Origin of the sequence: Paenibacillus sp. MMO-177 (assembly GCF_037147795.1) — a bacterium.
Classification (GTDB): domain Bacteria; phylum Bacillota; class Bacilli; order Paenibacillales; family Paenibacillaceae; genus Pristimantibacillus.
Map to the genome: position 1 here is coordinate 502,424 of NZ_JBBCUR010000003.1, position 19,150 is coordinate 521,573.

At 46.3% G+C, this 19,150-nt stretch carries 14 protein-coding genes; all 14 read left to right on the forward strand.

Annotated elements, in window-relative coordinates:
• Positions 1–25 precede the first annotated feature (25 nt).
• The 14 genes from WFK81_RS13655 to WFK81_RS13720 all read left to right on the forward strand — a co-directional run bounded on the left by WFK81_RS13655 (position 26) and on the right by WFK81_RS13720 (position 19,076).
• Positions 26–6,838, forward strand: a complete 6,813-nt coding sequence (locus WFK81_RS13655) for a phage tail tape measure protein (RefSeq protein WP_336786958.1) — start codon at positions 26–28, stop codon at positions 6,836–6,838.
• Between the two features lie 95 nt (positions 6,839–6,933).
• Complete coding sequence (locus WFK81_RS13660; protein WP_336786959.1) at positions 6,934–7,950, forward strand: fibronectin type III domain-containing protein; 1,017 nt, start codon at positions 6,934–6,936, stop codon at positions 7,948–7,950.
• Between the two features lies 1 nt (position 7,951).
• The gene (locus WFK81_RS13665) at positions 7,952–8,911 is read left to right on the forward strand and encodes a hypothetical protein (RefSeq protein ID WP_336786960.1); all 960 of its coding nucleotides are present in this window, start codon (positions 7,952–7,954) and stop codon (positions 8,909–8,911) included.
• Between the two features lie 17 nt (positions 8,912–8,928).
• Positions 8,929–11,502, forward strand: coding sequence for a hypothetical protein (locus WFK81_RS13670; RefSeq protein WP_336786961.1), 2,574 nt, complete (start codon positions 8,929–8,931; stop codon positions 11,500–11,502).
• A gap of 96 nt (positions 11,503–11,598) precedes the next feature.
• Positions 11,599–12,675 carry a hypothetical protein gene (locus WFK81_RS13675; protein WP_336786962.1) on the forward strand — a complete coding sequence of 359 codons (1,077 nt, stop codon included), beginning with the start codon at positions 11,599–11,601 and terminating at the stop codon, positions 12,673–12,675.
• Positions 12,676–12,687: 12 nt separating this feature from the next.
• A complete protein-coding gene (locus WFK81_RS13680) occupies positions 12,688–13,767 on the forward strand; it encodes a hypothetical protein (RefSeq protein ID WP_336786963.1) in 1,080 nt (359 codons plus the stop codon).
• Between the two features lie 14 nt (positions 13,768–13,781).
• Positions 13,782–14,285, forward strand: a complete 504-nt coding sequence (locus tag WFK81_RS13685) for an XkdW family protein (RefSeq protein ID WP_336786964.1) — start codon at positions 13,782–13,784, stop codon at positions 14,283–14,285.
• A 17-nt stretch (positions 14,286–14,302) separates the two neighbouring features.
• Entirely contained in the window at positions 14,303–15,283 is a 981-nt protein-coding gene (locus WFK81_RS13690; protein WP_336786965.1) for a stalk domain-containing protein, read from the forward strand.
• Between the two features lie 65 nt (positions 15,284–15,348).
• Positions 15,349–16,170 carry a hypothetical protein gene (locus tag WFK81_RS13695; protein WP_336786966.1) on the forward strand — a complete coding sequence of 274 codons (822 nt, stop codon included), beginning with the start codon at positions 15,349–15,351 and terminating at the stop codon, positions 16,168–16,170.
• Entirely contained in the window at positions 16,163–17,332 is a 1,170-nt protein-coding gene (locus WFK81_RS13700; protein ID WP_336786967.1) for a hypothetical protein, read from the forward strand. Before WFK81_RS13695 ends, WFK81_RS13700 begins: the two co-directional genes overlap by 8 nt.
• Complete coding sequence (locus WFK81_RS13705) at positions 17,332–17,604, forward strand: hypothetical protein (RefSeq protein ID WP_336786968.1); 273 nt, start codon at positions 17,332–17,334, stop codon at positions 17,602–17,604. The genes WFK81_RS13700 and WFK81_RS13705 overlap by 1 nt, the downstream gene beginning before the upstream one ends.
• Positions 17,605–17,671: 67 nt before the next feature.
• A complete protein-coding gene (locus WFK81_RS13710) occupies positions 17,672–18,175 on the forward strand; it encodes a phage holin family protein (protein WP_336786969.1) in 504 nt (167 codons plus the stop codon).
• Between the two features lie 25 nt (positions 18,176–18,200).
• Entirely contained in the window at positions 18,201–18,845 is a 645-nt protein-coding gene (locus WFK81_RS13715) for a M15 family metallopeptidase (protein ID WP_336786970.1), read from the forward strand.
• Between the two features lie 12 nt (positions 18,846–18,857).
• Complete coding sequence (locus WFK81_RS13720; protein WP_336786971.1) at positions 18,858–19,076, forward strand: hypothetical protein; 219 nt, start codon at positions 18,858–18,860, stop codon at positions 19,074–19,076.
• Positions 19,077–19,150: the final 74 nt, after the last annotated feature.

Here is a 19,150-nt window from a genome sequence, read left to right on the forward strand (position 1 = left end):
TTTTATTTGTTAGGAGGAATCGGTGATGCCTTTTGAGGAGAATGGTAATGCTCCAAAAATGTTTGGTCAGGTTGGTCTTGGTACAACTCAGTTAAAAGAGGATGTCAAAGAAGCCAAGGCACAGCTTAAGTCTCTTGCCGAGGAAGCTGGCAAGCTCGGAGAAATCTTCGACAAGCTTGGTGTTGCGAACAATCTTGGTAAACTCAAAACCGGACTTGAGAATACTGGTAAGCAAATTAAGCAAGTAACGGGTGATGTTGCCAAACAGTATGAGGAAGGCGCAAAGAAGGTTAAGGAAGCGCAAGCCAAGGTCGTTGAGGCTATCAGCCACAACTACACTGTCGGTCACATCTCCCCTGAACAAGCCGCAAGCGAGTTGCAGAAGTATATCGACCAACAGCGTCAAGCAATGAACAAAGTCATTGCATCTGATCGCTCAAAGAAAGGTTGGGCTACTCGTAAAGGTGAAGAGTTCTCTCCTTCCGACCTGTCTGGTTTTAACAGCGAGATTGTTAAAGCAGAAGCTTTGATGAACAGAGTTTGGAAACAGATGGAACAAGTTGAGCAAGCCAACTACAAGTCTGAGAAAAGGGTTGCTGATCAGATCGCCAATGATCGGATGAAAGACGCCAATGATCGGGTTAATAAGATTATTGCTTCCGATAAAGCGGCGGCTGATGAGCTTAAGAAAAACCAAGACCTTGATGCCAAAGAACGCATGAAGGAAGCCAATGATCGCGTCAACAAGCAGATCGAGGCTGAAAAAGCGGCGGCGGCTGAACTCAAGAAGAATGCTGACCTTGATGCTCAAGAGCGAATGAAGTCGGCAAACGAGCGTGTTAAAGCGGCTGATGCGGCTGAGAAGAAACTGATCTCCGAGATCAAGAAGAACGCTGACATCGAATCCAAGGAGCGCATGAAAGCCGCGAACGAACGAGCAAAAGCTAGAATCGCGGAAGACAAAGCGCAAGCCGCATATGATCGATCTGACGCGAATGCCACTGCCAGCGAACGGATGAAAGCCGCCAATGCTAGAGTCAAAGCCGCAGAAGCAGAAGCTAAAGCCGAAATTGCCGCCGCAAAGAAGGCTGAGAGTGAACGCGAACTTGTTCTCAAGGAAGAGCAAAAGATTCGTCGCGCTGTAGCTGCCCAGCAAGAGAAAGAGATCAATAATTTGCTTGCACAGGAAGTACAGGCTGAGAAGACTCGCGAACAGGTTCTAAAAGAAGAACAAGCGATTCGTATGAAGCTCCTTAAGGCTCAAGAGACTGAGGAAAAGCGTCTGCACAACGAACAGCAAGCTGAGTACAATGAGATGATCGATCAACACCGCACGAATCTGAAAGTTCTTATCGATCTCGATAAAGAGCGTTACAGACAAGGCGAGATCGACTTCATCCAGTATCTTGCGAAGCTGAAACAATACGAGCAACAAGCCCAAGTCTCCTTCAATCAAAAGGACATGAGCACCTTTGCCAAGGAGTACATGAGAATCAATAGCGATCAAGCGAAGAGCCAAGATAAGATCGAGGCTGACACTAAGACTGCTTACGAGAAGGAATATGAGCGCCAAAGTAAGGAGATCGTTGACAGCCTCATCCATATGCGTAGGGCTGGCTACATCGAAGATCAAGCTGCTCACAAGCAAATGCTTGACCAGATGCTTCAAAACGAGACTACCTTTACTCGTAATGATCTTCGCAGACTTCAACAAGAGGCGGCTCAGTACGATCAGAAATTGGAGAAGGAACGGATTACTAACCTAAAAGCCTACAATAACGAGGTATTGAAGGTTAAGGATAGTGTCAACAGTGCTTTCGGTTCTGCTGAACAGCGATTCAAGAGCTTGACGAACTATGCCTTCGACTCCACTCTTATCTACGGAAGCATCCAAGGTATTAAGGAGATGGCTCAGTCTATCAAGGAGATCGAGAGTGCGAGCGTCAACTTGAGCCGTGTTATTCCTCAGCTCTCCCCTGACCAAGACTTGAATAAGCTCATGAAGAGCCAGATGGTTGCTGATCTTCGTCAACAAGCTTTTGATGTTGGTGAGGAAACCGGAACTCAGGTTGCGGATGTCCAGCAGATTCAGAACTTGTGGGCGCGGGCATCGGATAGCATTGCAAAGAGTAAGGATGCAATGACCGAGCTTACTAAGGTCACAGCAATGGGATTGCAGACTGGTGGCTTCGATAGTGCAGAAGAAGCGGTTCAACTCCTCAACTCCACTCTGAACCAAATGGGCTTGAACTGGACAGAGGCAGAGCATGTCATGTCGTCTTGGGTTAAGGTAGCGGATACAACCGCTGTCGGTTCCGCGAAAGACTTGGCTGAAATGATTAGCCGTGTCGGTGAACAAGGCAAAATGATGGGATTGACCTACCATGACTTGAACGCTATGACGGCTGTATTTGCGAACAATATGTCTCGTTCCGGTGAAGAGATCGGTACAGCTATGAAGACGGTCTTCTCCTACTTTGAAGATCCATCGACAATCAAAGTCCTTGAGAAGTATGGTGTCGAAGTTAAAAAGAACAGTAAAGAGTTCAATAACTTTAACGATATCATGGGGCAGCTCGGCAACACATTCCAACGACTCAAGCTGGACAATAACACTCAGGCTATTGCAGAGCTTTCAAATGCTCTCGGTCGGATTCGTCGTCGTGACTATGTTGGCGTACTCCTCGAACACTGGCAAGAAACGAGAGATGTGGTGCAAGACTCCCTCAACTCTCTCAATCAAGCTGGTAGCTACTTGCAACAACAATCAGCGGCGTTGGGTGACACTTATGAGCATAAGATCAACTCGCTTAAGGTTGCTTTCCAAGAGCTTTCATGGTCTGTCGGTGAGAGCGGATTGCTGGATAGCCTCAAGGGGCTTGTGTCCGGTATCACTAGCGCGGTAGAGTGGTTCGCCCACCTCGACCCTGTTATGAAGTCTGGTATTCTGATGTTACTTGAATTTGCAGCTACACTCACTCTGGTTAGCAAAGGTGTCCAAGTTCTTACCGGCTCTGGTTTGGTTCAGTTTATTGCCAACACTGTTGCTAGGTTTGCCATGCTCTCTCAGAGCCAAACCCTACTTAATGCCGCTGTTGCCGCAGGACAAAATGTCTATGCTGTCAACACTGCTGCTACCACGGCAAACACTGTCGCAAAGACAGCCAATGCCGCCGCACAAGAAGCAGTCAACATCGTTGACTCTCAAGGCAATGTGATCTTGACAACTCAGTCTGGTGCAACTGCCGCAAACACTGTCGCCACGACAGCTAACACAGTTGCTACGGAAGCGAATGTTGCCGCACAGTTGACACTGAACAACGCTAAACAAGTCGGAGCCGTATCATCCGGTCTGCTCGGTGGAGCAATTGCAGGATTGGCCAACCCGATCACAGCGGTCATTGGATTGCTCGGCGTTGCCGCTACAGCCTTCTTCATGTACAAACAGAAGCAGGAACAAGCTCGGAAAGAAACAGAAGCTTTCAAAGCGGCTCATGAGTCTCTTCAAGATATCCTTAATCAAAGGGTTGTTGAAGACACTTATATTCCAGAGCTTCAAGATAAAGCTGACGCAATGGACGAAGCTCGCAAGAAGTATGAGGAAGCTTCCAAAGGTCTTGCCCAGGCTCAGAAAGAGGCAAATGATCTCCTTCTAAGTGGCAATACCTATGTTTCTACTGGTAACGGTGTAGCCATGAGCGCAGAGTACGCTAAAGCTACAAACGATATCGGAAAGTACAGTGAAGCAATGAAAGAGTCCGAAAAAACTCTTAAGAGCTTGGGAACTTCTACGGAGTCTGTTGGTGACGACCTAGCCAAGCTGAACTCTCTGGTGATCACAAGTTCTGATGCGACGACTCGGAAGGCTTACTCTACAATTGAAGTCATCGAGAAAGACCACCAGTTTAACGATGTTATGAGAGAACAAGTTGCTCGATACCAAGAGCTTTCCTCTATGACACAACGGACGACTGATGACGAGATCGAATTGAAGTCAATCGTTGCCTCCCTACAGACTGTCTTCCCTCAATATGCGGGAAACATCAACAAGGTTACAAAACAACGGGAGTTCGACATCGAGGCGATTAAGAAACAGGTCGGCGAAACTGGTCATCTGACAGATGCACAATTGAACGAGATCGCGACAACTGTACAGCTTGATGAGTCTACGAAGCAAGCATCTATTAACATCATACAAGCTGAGATCGCACAGACCAAGGCGAAGAAAGAAAATACCGAATCTCGTATCAAAATGATGCAGACTGAGATGACTGCTATGCAGAATCTTCTCGCGGCATCCGGTATCAAGACGGCAGACTTTGCTTCCAGTATGCTGCCCAACCACGGTCTTACTTCGGAACAGATCAATGGTCTAAGAGCTTCCGGTGATGTCCCTATGATGGTTGCTGACGATAAAGTCTATGACTACTTGAAAGGTCAAGGTAAACTTGGTTTGCTTGGTGGAAGTTCCGCTGATGTCAAAGCAGTCGGCGATCTCGACGCGAAACTAAAGGAACTTGAGGGTACACTCAAGACTTTGCAAGGAATCAAGCCATTTGACCCGAAGGACTGGGATGGTACACCACTCGCTGACGATGGTAAGAAAAAGAAGGAAAAGGGAACTCCTGCTCCAAAGGGTACGACTTACCTTGACTTCCAGACTGATGCGCTTGAGGTCATCAACAGCGAAATCTCAATCTTGAAGACTCAGCTTGATGCCATTGATGACACTGAGGGCAACCGCCAGAAGCGCATTGACAAGATCGTTGAGATTCGAGGCAAAGAATCCGACAAACTTTCAATCCTGAACTCTTTGCAGAAGACAAATAGCGACTCCCTCGACATCGTAAACGGTAAGTTGGAGAAGTATGTCAAGGGCTGGACTAACATGTCCGGTGAGCAGAAGCTCGCTGCCCTCAACAAGCTTTCCGATGAGCAGAAAGGTAAAGTATCGAGCCTAACAAGCGAATATCAGAAGCTTACCGAGAAGATGCGGAGTAATAAAGAGGACATTGCTCAGACTACTGCTGAGTATCAGAAGCTCAGACTGGAAATCCAAAAGCTTCAAGTCGAGATGGCGGCTGACGCATTTACGAACAAGGTCGCTCGTTCTTCTGCTGTTGCCAAGTATCAAGTTGACCAGCTTGATAAGAGCATAAATAAGCTAAAGAATGACATTAGTGAGATTGATGAGCTGGCACCAAACTCACCATCTCAACGACTCTCTCTTGATGCAAAGCTTATCGACCAAGAGGGCAAGAAGCTCAAAGAGCTTAACAACGATCACAAGACCTACAACGATCTGCTGTGGGGAGTGAACAACAAGCTCGACACCTATATTAAGGGTTGGTCGAAAATGAGTGGTGTCCAAAAGATCGCTGCTATGAACAGTCTGACCACAGAGCAAAAGACTTTGCTCCAACCTCTCCTCTCCCTCTGGGAACAGCTTGGTAGTCTCCTTGAAGACAACGCGAATGCGATTGTCGATGCCAATGCCGCTACGAGAGATGCTAGAGCCGACATGGAGGCTACTATTGAGGCTGAGTATCGTAGAGGTCTTGAGCTGGAGAAACAAGTCGCTCAGAAACGACTTCTCGCTAAACAGGAGAAGGAGCAAGCTGATCTCGAACAGAGAATCTTCGGGATGTCCCAGAAAGATTGGGAGAAGCAGACACAGAAAGCGATTGATGACAAGCAGAAACAGATCGACCAACTTCAAGAGCAAAACGATCTACAGGAGTATCAAAACCAACTCTTAGATATCGAAAATGAGCTTAAGAAAGTTAAGAACGATACTCGCTTTGCTTACATTGATGAGGCGACTGGCAAGGAAATCTACACCTATGACCATGAAAAAGTCGCAGAGCTTGAAAAGCAGAAGAACGATCTAGTCACCCAGAAGGCCAAAGAGGATGCAATTAAAGCCCTTGAGGATGAGAAGCAGCGGCTAGAAGACCAAGCTCAAGCAAAGCGAGATGCCTACGAGGAACAACTTGCCGACCTTCAAAAGTACCAGCAGTATGAGATGGACTCGTTCAATCAATACTGGGATGACAGAATGATCGATGAGCGCATTCATCAAGAAGCCCTTGAGCTGATTCGCAAGTCTGGTTATGACGGTGCCCTAAAAGGTGTTGAGAAGTTCAACAAGGACATGCAAGCCAAGTACGACGAGTACAAAAAACCGATGTATGACACCGGATTCTCGTTGAACAAATCCTTGATGGATGGTCTGTCTGCCGACTTGGACAAATACATCACTGCTAAAGCAGGTGAGATGTTCACCCTTGGTCAGACAATCGCGGCAAGCTTCCAAGCAGGTATCGCGGCTGGTGGTGGATTGGGAGTCGATAGCACCGCTGGTGCATCTGCCTCTGGTTCTGGACAAAGCCCTTCGGCTATTGGGTCTATCGTCAACCAGATGAGACAAAATAGTGCGGATTGGTTTAATGCAAGCCCAGATGAGAAAAAGGCACTTGCCGATCAAAACAAGGCACTTGCCCAGCAGATCGGAGCGAAGCAAGATTCAAAAGGTAACTGGATTTTCCCTCAGTACCATGTTGGCGGCTTCGTTGGTGGTGTAGCTCTCGACCCTAAACATGAGGAAATTGCAAAGCTGCTTAAAGGCGAATTTACAATGACTCCTGACATGATGGATAGACTACACTCCGCGCTGAGACTTCCTTCTGTTGGTATCACCACCCCTGCTCTTGCTGCAAAACTGGAGGCTGGTCTGCCTAATGGTAAGACTGTTGCTATCCACATCAACACGATCAACGCCAATAACTTTGATGAGATGATGAAGTCGCTCGACCCTTACATCACCTCCCAAAGCTAATCTTTTGCAACCTGTGAACACCATGTTCATGGGTTGCATTTTTTTATTATCAACCCTATATACCATGAATGGGTTTATTTCTAGGAGGTGTGAAAATGATCTTGAAACCGAGCAACATTGCACCGGAAAACCTCACCTTCCCTGCTGGTGAAGAACTCGAAATCACATGGAAGAACAACGGCGACTTAATGCGCTCTTTCATTATTGAGTTCAAGGACATAGCCAACGGCTCAATTGTCTACAAGACAAATCAAATCCAAGGCTACATCACGAAGTACACAGTTCCTCCTTACTCACTTATTGATGGAAGAGAGTACACATATACCGTGAAGGTGTTTAATGCAAACGGTGACTCGGCTATATCCAACCCAACTGTTCTCCGATTCAACACAAGACCTCGCATGTCCGTACTGAACGATGGTTATATCCGCAACCAGACAGCAACGGTGATCGGAACATATAGTCAAGATCAGCTTCTTGAGTTGAAGGCTTACAAGTTCGTCCTCTATGACGAGTTCAAGCATGTACTGGAACAATCGGACTACTTGTATGATGGTCTTCTTGAATACACCTTTAAGTACATCTTGGAGGACGGTAAAGAATACTTTGTCGAGTGTATCGGTGTTACACAGAATGATCTACTTGGAACATCCGGTCTGATCTCTGTGATCGCTGATTACATCCCTCCTACTGTGTATTTCAACCTCGGTGCTGACACATTTATTGATAAGCCATATGTGCGTCTGACCTGGACGACTGTTCGTATCATCGGGCATGGTAACGGTCATGTCTTCACTGACGATGGCAAGGTTGATGTCAGGGATGGACTTGTGTATTTTGACGATGGATTCAACATCGAGTCTGATTTCACCATTAAACTTTGGGCAGAAGATGTAAGTAAAGATGTTGAACTTGTGCGAATTAAAGGTGGTGCAGTCGAGATCACGGTAGAGGTTCAAGGAACAAAGATCGTCGCCATCAAAAAGTCGGCGAATATGGATATCGAGAGCAGAGTTGCCTCCGACATTATTGGAGATATCAACACTGGGCAACTGTTTATTGTACTGCAACAAATTGGAATGAACTTAAATATTACTTGTGAGGTGAAGTAAGATGGCGAATCGCTCCGTATTCCCTGACCAGCTTGATACATTTATCGAGCATTTTGATATCCAAGCCTCCAATGTCGCAGATGTGAAAAGGTTTCAAGAGTTGAAGTTAAAGTCTACACTCACTCCATCTGAACAGACGGAATTGAGTAGCCTGACGACAAAGCTCCGCGACAAGGTTTTCACACCGGAAGATTTCAACAAACTTCAAGATGCGATCACCAATCTCGAAGGATTTTTCCGTGACAATGTTCAAGGCTACATCTCTACGAAGCAAACTGAAATGAACACCTATGTTACTGGCAAGAAGGCAGAGGTTGATACGGCTGTCACAAATGGTGTGAACACGATCAACACGACTGTCGCTTCTGCTACAAGCGCTCTCAATGTTACGAGGGACAATGGTGTTACAACAATGGAAGATAAGAAGAACTACTTCGTCAACTATGTCAACACCAAGGAAGCCGAAGTTCAAGCAATGGTTCGAGACTTCGACAGTAACACTGCTCGTTACTATCAAACATGGAAGGCAAACGATGGACAGCTAGAATTTAACATCTTCGCTACCCAAGGTTCTAATAAGTCTATCCCTGTCGATGCTAACCTTAATATCGCGGAGGAAAATATTGACCTGATCGTAAACGGTTCGAGCATGACTCCGTACACGGACTTTGTGATCAAGAATAATGGTTTCTTTGATACCATCGTTATAACTGGCGCAAATGCTGGTTTGATCTCGGCAGGAACAGAGGTTAGTGCTAAGTGGTTTAAGAATGTTGGCAAGCTTTACTTCTCACATGCCTCTACTCATATGGCTGGCGGCGATGACCCACTTACCGTCTATGAAAACATGCTTGACCCTGCCTTATCTTCAAAGGTGAATAATGTGCGCCAAAAGTTTACTGTTGGAAAAGTAGCTCCAACAACCCCTGCGGCAAATGATGTTTGGATTGACACGAATTAAAGGGAGGGTTAGATAAGATGCCTATTGAGAAGATCAACCGAACAGTTATGAGTCCAGAGTTTAAAGCCGATCTGGACTCAAGAGCAACCAAAACTGAGCTTAATGCAGCGAAGGTCGATCTCGAAAACCAGATCGCTGCGGTTGTCTCAAACCTTGTATCGAAGCCTTCTGTCGCTAACTATGCGGCGATTGCTACGACATATCCAAATCCCCAAGAGGGCTGGACGGTAACTGTCGACGATACGAATATCACTTACACATATGATGCTGATGCGGCTGTCTGGAATAAGACTTCGATCAACGCTCTCCCTCTTGCTACTTCGACGCTCGACGGTAGAATGTCTGCCGCAGACAAGACAAAGCTTGATGGGATTCAAGCTGGGGCACAGGTCAATAAGACCCCTGCTCAAGTATTCGCCGACATTAAGACACTCGACGGAAGTGGTTCTGACCTTGACTCTGACACAGTTGATGGTAAACATGCCGCTGACTTCGCTGATGTTAACCATCTTCATGACGGACGATACTATACCCAGACACAAGTCGATGTGGCTTTAGGTGGGAAAGCCGACAAAGCTCATAGTCACACGCTTGATGATATTTCGGAGACAACGACCAAAAAGATTATGACTGATACTGAGCGGACGAAGTTGTCTGGTATCTCCACCGGAGCGAATAAGGTTACTGCGTCTGGAACCAACGGCAAGGTATCGGTTGATGGAACTGATGTGACGGTCTACACGCACCCTACTGGAGATGGAAACCTCCATGTCCCTGCCAATGGCACAACGAACAACACGAAGGTATTAAAAGCCGGCTCTACGGCTGGCAGTGTGGCTTGGGGTCAGGTGGCTATGAGCGAGGTTTCTGGTGCGATTTCAGACACCCAGCACGGCAACAGAAGTGGTGGCTCCCTTCATAGTGATGCAACGACTTCCACCTCTGGGTTTATGAGTAGCGCAGACAAGACAAAGTTAAACAGTATCTCTACGGGTGCAAACAAGGTCAATGCGTCTGGAACAAACGGAAACATTCTGATTGATGGCTCTGAGGCTACCATTTATCAGCATCCATCTACACACAGCGCTGATATTATTACTGATGGAACAACCAATAAGGCGTATACCGCAACAGAGAAGACCAAACTCGCTGGTATCGAGAATAACGCAAATAATTACACCCATCCATCTGGTGATGGCAATTTGCATGTTCCAGCGACTGGAACCACAAATGGAACCAAGGTTCTCAAAGCTGGTTCAACCGCTGGTTCGATTTCCTGGGCGGCTGTAGATTGGAGTGAACTCGCTAATAAACCAACCGCTTTCACTCCTTCGTCTCATACACATGCGGCAACAGATGTAACTCAAGACGCTACACATCGTTTTGTTACGGACACTGAAAAGTCCACATGGAACGGCAAGCAAGCTGCACTCGGGTTCACACCTGAGAACAGTGCGAACAAGGGTGTTGCAAATGGGTATGCTGAACTGGATGCAAACGGTAAGATTCCAGACAACCGCATCTCTTCTACATTTGTCACACAATCTCAGCTTGGTGCATCTGGATATGGCGACATGGTAAAAGCCGCCTATGATACAGACAATGATGGCAAGGTCGATGCGGCAGAAGTGGCAGATAGTGTTGCTTGGACTGGTGTCACTGGTAAGCCAACATTCGCAACTGTTGCCACTTCTGGAAAAGCATCCGATCTAACACAAGATGCCAGCAATCGTTTCGTGTCAGACACTGAAAAGTCAACTTGGAATGCAAAAGCCTCGACCTCTGTTGCAACAACGACGGCAAATGGTCTGATGTCTGCATCCGATAAGACAAAGCTTGACGGTATCGCGACTGGCGCACAAGCCAACCAAAACGCTTTTTCAAATGTCAAGGTTGGTACAACAACTATAGCGGCTGATAACGCAACCGACACACTAGAACTTGTCGCTGGTTCGAACATCACACTCACACCGGACGCAACAAATGACAAGATTACCATTGCTGTTTCTGGCGGCTCCGGTAGTGGATTGGATGCCGACAAACTTGATGGGCTTGATAGCTCGGATTATGTAAGAGGCGACCGCAGATCATACACCTCTGTAAGTGGTGACGATGGAACTGATGGATGGTATACCCTATTCACAGTTGGAGACAATCTTAACGCTCCTATTCTGTGTAACTTGAGAGCATATGCCCACACATCTGTTTCTTTTGTTGCATCAAAAGGATACGGCTCCTCGAATGCGATGATTTCGGTGCTCCTCGCTAATGCTTCTAGCACCAATGTAGGCTACAAATACTGCAAAGGGCTGAGGATACTAACTGACGGAAGTGTTCAACTTAAACTTAATGGTGGGGCAACTGTTCAAATTGACGCTCAGATTTTTGGGAGTGGTGGTGACTGCACTCTTGTTACTACACTTACCAAAGATACGACCGCTTCCCCTGCTGTTTCACAGTCCATCGACCCACTGATAAACGGAGCAATGTATGTTGGCGCAAGCCAAGTTTGGCACGATGGTAGACAATATGTCGGTTCATCTGCACCTTCATCCCCTGCTACAAACATGATCTGGATTGACACAAACTAGGGGTTGCATATTATCAGACCTTTCGCTTATACGGTGAAAGGTCTTTTTCTTGTGAACACGATGTTCTTAAGTAATCAATAAAGGAGTTGAGAATATATGCCGAAAATGAAAGTCAACCTTGGAACTTCTGCATCTCCCAACTGGGTTGTTATGGATGCCAATGATGCTGATACGGTTGATGGAAAACATGCCACTGATTTTGCGCCTTCTAGTCATACCCACACTGATGTAGTTGCTGGTGGAGCTTCCGGTTTTATGTCCGGTGCTGATAAGACCAAGCTGAATGGAATTGCAACGGGCGCAAACAACTATACTCACCCAACTGGTGACGGTAACCTACATGTTCCAGCAACAGGGACTAGCAACAACACAAAAGTCCTAAAAGCTGGTTCAACCGCTGGTTCGATTTCTTGGGCGGCTGTGGACTGGTCTGAACTTTCAGGTAAGCCGACATCCTTTACACCTGCCTCACATACACATGTGGCTTCTGACATCACTCAGGACTCGACACATCGGTTTGCAACGGACACCGAGAAGGCTACATGGAATGCGAAAGCTCCAATCGATAGTCCGAGTTTCACAGGTACTCCGGTCGCGCCAACTGCTGACGGAAGTAATCTTCAACAAATAACGAATGTGGGGTATGTAGATCAAGCTTTGGCAGGAGTTAAAACCCCACGAAATCTCCTCTTACTCCGACTTAATGAGTTAGAGAAACGATCAAAAAGCATGGATGATCGTATGGTCGTTTTATCAAACAATTCAGTTGGTGATTCGATTAGTGCTATCAGCGGCGGTGCTGCTACCATGTTAAGTGCAAAATTGACATGGGGGTCGGATATTAACCTTGCATCATATGGAGCTTATTCGGGCGGCAACTATATCGGTTTTAAGTTGCCGCGAGGATTGTACCTCTTCGATTTCAGTGGTATATCGGTTTACTGCTACAGCAGTACCGCACCTACCGTAAACATGGTGCTATATAAAAACGGAGTGGCGTATAAGACCTTGCATAGCGCGGCAGCAACATCTTGGTCAAATGTCTCACCAACTCTGAACCCACAAGTTTTAGAAATGGTAAACGACAATGACAGCTACTATGTTTCTGTATGGTCTACACAAACATATATTGTCAATTCAGGAAACACACGCATATTTAACTTACTCAAATAGGAGGTTGTTTAAATGTATTATGGTACAGGAGCATTGGGGTCAGTAACAATCGGTTCAAATACAACATTGACAGCTAGAGAATCTCACTACACCAACCTTACGGTAAACGCTGGCATTACTCTGACTATACCAGACGGGAGCTTTCTATTTGTATCTGGTACGCTGACTCTAAACGGAACAATTAAAGTGCAAGGCGCGGCGGGTGGTGCTGGTGGGTATATCAATCCAAACACTTATGCAGGTAGTGGCGGCAATGGTGGTGCGGCTGGTGGTAGTGCGCTCATTCAAGCGGCAACTGTCGCGGGTTCGGGTACTATTAACGCATCCGGAGACAACGGCTCTGCTGGTTCGCCGAACACTGGAGTGCAACAAAACTCATCAAGCACTAGTGGCGTTTCAGGTGCAAGTGGTTCGCTGGTTGTTTCGCCGACCTTTAAATCAAATGGTCAACAGGCAGTGTCGGGACAATATGGAGCTTTACCAACTGTCCCAGCCGCATATTACGGTATCGCCGATGACCTTATTTCCTATAACTCTGTTCAATACTCAGTGTTGTTAAATGACTACTTGTTCTCAGGGTTCTCCAGATTTCCTGTTTTAGTTTCTGCTGGTTCTGGTAGCGGCGGTGTTTCAGGCACCTCTGACAACTCCGGCAATGGTCAAGGTGGTGCTGGTGGTGCTGGTGGATCGTCATTCGGTGCTGGTGGCAAGCAAGGCAGAGCAAATGCTGCGGCTGGCTACTACTACTATGAAGGTTGTGGCGGCGGCGGTGGTGGCGGTGCTGGTGGTCTGATTATCTTAGGTTCGGAGAACATCACAGGCAGTATCAGCATCAACGCCAACGGCGGCAATGGTGGTGCGGCTGGTAATCGTACTGCTGACGGAAACACAGGATGCCCCGGCGGTGCAGGCGGCGGTGGTGGCGGTGGCGGCGTTTATGTGATCGCAAACAAAATGGTTTCCGCGACTGCCAATGGCGGCACCGCAGGAACTTTTGTTGCAGGGTCTGGCTATGGTGCAGGTTTGGCACTCCCAGCCGAAGATGGAAAACAAGGTCTCATTAGTTTTGTATCGGTGGGCTTATTCAAATAAGAGGAGGAAGATAAATGAACATCGCTAAGGCTTTAAGTTTTCTCTTCCCCGAAGCTGTGCCGTTCAAGGATTACAGTGTATATTGGGTTGATGAAAAGGCACAGATTGTGAACTGGAACCTACCTGTTGATGCTCCTAGTGATGAAGAATTAATGGCGGCGAGTCTTGCCGCCATTAAACAGGAGAAAATCGCTGAACTTGAAGCTTGTTGCTCTCAAGTTATTTCTGATAAGTTTGAACATGATGGTCTGTTTTACTCGAACAGTATGCAATCACAGTCCGAATTTATGGCTACAGCGAGGGCGTTCGACCAAGGTTTACTGACAGAAACAAAGTGGACAGCGTACGACAAGGACGGAGTATTGAACCGACTGACTTTTGACAAAGACGGATTCAACAGCTTATTTATGGCTTCACTAAGTCATATCAGTGACAACATCGCTAAACTTAGAGACATAAAGCAATCTGCAATAGTTGAATGCGGGACAGAAGAAGAAGTCGAAGCTATCCACTGGTGAGGGGAGGAATTTAACAAATGAATGAATATGTAAAATCATTTACCAAAATCAACCTTTGGCACGATGCAGGATATAAGGGACAGGGCGTTAAAATTGCCCTGTCTGACTTGTCGGCTACCAAGTATAATCCGAACTGGTTCCCAAATGCAGATATCGTTGTAGCCCCTAGTGAACAGTACAGGATAACTACTGATACGATAAATCAACCAGTCAGTCATTTAGGCGATCAGATCGGTGCTTTACTAGTGTACGCACCCGAGGCAGAGATTCATATCGTATCTTCTGAACCTGACGCAAAGCTACAATATCTGATTGATAATGATATTGATATCTACTCCCACAGTACTACAGCCGCATGGAACAACGATAAGAACAACGCACAGGAAAAGGCAATCATCAATGCTGGAAACTTGCTGATTACAGCGGCAGGTAATACAGATGATGGTGCCTTTATTTCGTTGGGCTATAAGAGCACATGGATTAGCGTTGGGGCTTGTAAGCTGGGCAACTATGGAGACATTGTGCGCTGTTCCTACAGTTGCTTTGACAAGACAGGCAACTCTGTTGATGCTCTGGCATTCTCTGATTATCAGTATGCAGGTGGAGGTACAGGAATCGGAACCAGTTTTGCTGCACCAGCCTTTGCTGGTATGATGGCTGTTTGGCGTGGAGCGTTTAAGAAGCTTCATGGCAGAAAACCAACATATGTAGAATCCAATTCCTTCATCAAGGACAATGCTATCCCTGTTAAAGATGAATATCCGACATCAACTGGGTGTGGCGTTGTAGTTATGCCAAGTGTGATGAAGAACACTATAAAGCTTTGGATTGACTCAAAGAATGTTGAAGTCAATGGTGAGAAAAAGACAATTGATAGTGCTCCCATTGAATCCGGTGGTGTTACTCGTCTACCTATCCGCGATCTGACTGCGCTTATGGGGTATTCTGTGGCCTACGACAAAACTGATCGCAGTATAACGCTTGTTAAGCAAACCTAGTGAATTAGCTCCGCTACTATATGCGGAGCTAATTTTTTTTACTCATTTTGAAGGTGGTGTGATAAATGATTATCGGACTTGACATGATCGGCGCACAAGGATTCAAGTCACTCGTCCCTCCTGTCACCAATGCCACCTATCTTGAGGTGGAGAATTGTGTGGCTGATGTCCTGCAACTCCAAACCAATATCGACAACGATGACACGAAGGATAAATGGGGCTATGGAACCGTACTGCTTGCTACCTTTAACGGTGACCTTGAAGCCGGCAACATCCAGATGCGAGAGAACCCGATCTCTGAGCTTCGTGTTAAACGGAGAAACCTCAAAGATCAGAACTTTATCGTTGTTAAGGAGCTTCCGTTTAATCCTGAACCTACTCAGATTGTCTACGATGACTACACAGTGTCTTCCGGTGAAGAGTACGAGTATGTTATCGCCCCAGTCGATGCGAGTGGAATTGAGGGCTTTATGACGGCGACATACATCAATCCGAAGTTTGATGGCTGGTGGATTGTTGACCCTGACCAACCGGAACTTTATAACTTCCAGTTCCTCTACAATCTCGATGATGTAAATATCACTGTTGATGAGGACAGAACAGAGATCAATACCTTCTCCAAGTTCCCGAAAGTCTACTACGGTCAGAAGTATGCTCGGCGCGGCTCCCTGTCCTCCCTGTTCATTCCAGAAGGCTACAATGCCAAGGAACAGTATGAGCGGCTTATCGCTATGATCAATGCCAAGAAGCCGTACATTCTCAAGGATGGCTACGGACGGAACTTTAGAGTTGATATCTCTGCTCCACAAGAGACTGTTCAAGCTCGGATGGCTGGCGTAACTAAGGTTGCAGTGAATTGGGTAGAGGTAGGTGAGGTTAATGATTAACGCGAGTCAAGACTTTGTAGCTGCTATGACCTCCCCTGTCATTGAGGTTTATGTTCGGCTTGAACTTCTTGATAAAGACGAGAAGCATATCCAGTACATTGAGCAGAAGGTTGGCTCTGATAACATCGGTGATATCTCTGTGGATTCGACCAGGGATATTCGCCGCATGTTTACGATCACGCTTGACAACAGCGAGGGACAGTTTACTTGGAACGAAGGCGGCTTGATCTGGATTGACAACAAGCTTGTAAAGCTGTTCATAGGTTTGAAGACGATCACTGGAATCGAGTATGTACCTCAAGGTGTGTTTGTCATCTCTCAACCAGAAGCAACGCATAAGCCGAACGCGAATACCGTGACGATCAACGGTCAGGACAAGTGGTATCTGCTTACAGGTAACTTCGGAAAGTTTACACATATAACAACGGTCAACAAGGGAACGAAGATCAGTGAGGCTATTAAGATCATTGCTGGGAACGCAGGGGTAACCAAGATGATCATTGACGATGCAGATGCTGTTCTCCCCTACGATCTCACCTATCAGATCGGCCAAAACAGAGGTCAGGCATTAAAGGACTTGGCAGATAAAGCCTTCACAGACGACGAGAGAGCCTACGAGGTCTTCTACGATGTGAATGGCTATCTTCGGTTCACTCCGGTCAAAGACCCTCTCTCTGAGGCTCCTGTGTGGTCATATAAGGTAGATAATGACACACTGTACGCTGGTAGCTCTCGTAAGCTTGATGACACCGAACTGTTCAACCACATCCTTGTCTTTGGCGGCTCATCCAACACTGCTGAGTTTAGGACGGAGATCATAGTCACCGAGCAAGACCCGAAATGGACTGGTAGCCCATACACCATTGAACAGATCGGAGACAGAATGTTTGCCTACAATGACGGCAACCCTGACTCGAACATCGACACTCAGTCCCAGTGCGATGCTAGAGCAGCGTTCGAGCTTAAGAAGCGATTGCAATATACCGAGAAGACATCTTTTGATCTGGCTCCTAACTATCTCCATGAGTCAAATGACATCATTGAAATCGTCGATGAGAAGAACGGTGTTTTCGGAAACTATCAACTTAAATCATTCTCTGTGCCGATAAAGCCAAAACTTATCAGCGCAGAGGCTTGGAAAGTTAGGAAGGTGATCTCTTAATGCAAGAGCTATTTATTAAGAAGGTTCAGAGCATTGTCGTGAAGGTGTTGGAAAAGTATGGACTCCTTGTTCATGAGTGGCATCTTGGCAAGGTATCTGCTCTTCGCGAGGACGGCTCTCTTGATGTCTTCATTGACGGAAATCCTGTGGCTACCCCAAGTGTCCCAGCTAACCCTGAGATCATCTTCACTGTTGGCGACTATGTATGGGTTCATTATGTGAATCGTAACCCAAACAACCTGTTTATTCCATACAAGCGATATGTCCGGTAGGGGTTGCGATACACCCCTCCCTTCCCCTTATACAGCAGAGAGATAGAGGGAAAAGGAGGTATGTTATGTGTGGAAGACCGTGTTGAGTCAGTTTTTAGAAATGCTTCATTCAATGTTTAACCATGCGGTGCTACTTTTAAGTTTTGTGCTTGGTGTTTTCTTGTCTGCAATTGGATACCCCAAGGAAGTTCTCAGCTTCATCTTCTGGTTGATTATCATTGACCTTTGCACGAAGCACTATTCCATCGTTGTTATGAACTATGGTCGATTCAGCATTGGGAACTATATCTCCGGTTGGCGAGATCGCCATTTGACAAGCAGAGGAATGAAAAACGGTGTCGGCGTAAAGGCATTGCTTTACACGCCTATTCTGTTCATCGCACACAAACTTTCAATTGTGCCAGAGGTTGTATTTGGTGGAGCAATGTCCAACATCTTGTATTCGTTACTTATGATCATCGAGATCATAAGTATACTGGAGAATCTTGGTGATGCTGGACACAAAGAGGTCAAGCCTCTTGTTCAGTTATTCAAACGGAAAAAGAAAGAACTGCTTGAAGAAGAAGAGTAACAATTTTACGAAGGGAGAGAGAACTATGCTAACAATTGATTATGTATTGGTTAAATCTCAGTCTGCATTGAACAGCGGTCTTCATCCTAAAATTAAGGAAATGGCAACTGAACTTATCAAACAGTCTTACTTGGCTGGTGTACCAATCCTGTTGACACAGGGATATCGGTCTAAGGAATATCAAGACCAACTGTACGCACAAGGTCGTACTAAACTGTACGATGCCAACGGAAAGAAACTTAGCATCGTTACGAATGCTAAGGGCGGCTCGTCCATGCACAACTATGGCTTGGCTGTTGACTTCGCGCTGTTGCTTCCGAGCGGAACATCTGCTTCGTGGGACACAACTAGAGATGGCGACGGTGACAATGTTCGTGACTGGGCTGAGGTAGTCAACATTGGTAAGAAGATCGGTTTTGAGTGGGGTGGCGACTGGAAAGGTTTCGTAGACATGCCTCACTTCCAGTACACTTTTGGGCTGACCTTGAAGCAACTTCAAGCCGGTAAACGCCCACCAATTGAGGAGGAGATTACGATGAAGAAAGCTGACGCAGATAAGGTTATTGTGTCCCTGCAAAAGCTGTGGAGTCAAGCTAAGACTCAGGCTGAAAAAGACGAATATCATCGTCAAGCTGATGCGGTTCGTGATGCCGCAGGAATTAAAAAATAAGGAGGTTATACTATGTTGACTTATCTTAAAGATAAAACTCGACTTCGCAATGTCGGCATGTGGCTTGCAATTGTGTCTTTGGTTTTTGATGTACTGATCTTCCAAGGTGTTCTCACACCTACTGACTCTGAACATTGGAATACATTTATCCAACGCGCTCTTGAAATTCTTGTCGGTCTTGGCGTACTGAGCAACCCGACGAATGCTGACAACAAAGGTTTCAACTTGTAACCTTCGGACACGATGTCCACATGTTCTCCACTCATCTCCTCATATATAATTGCTATGTGGGGAGGTGTTTTTAT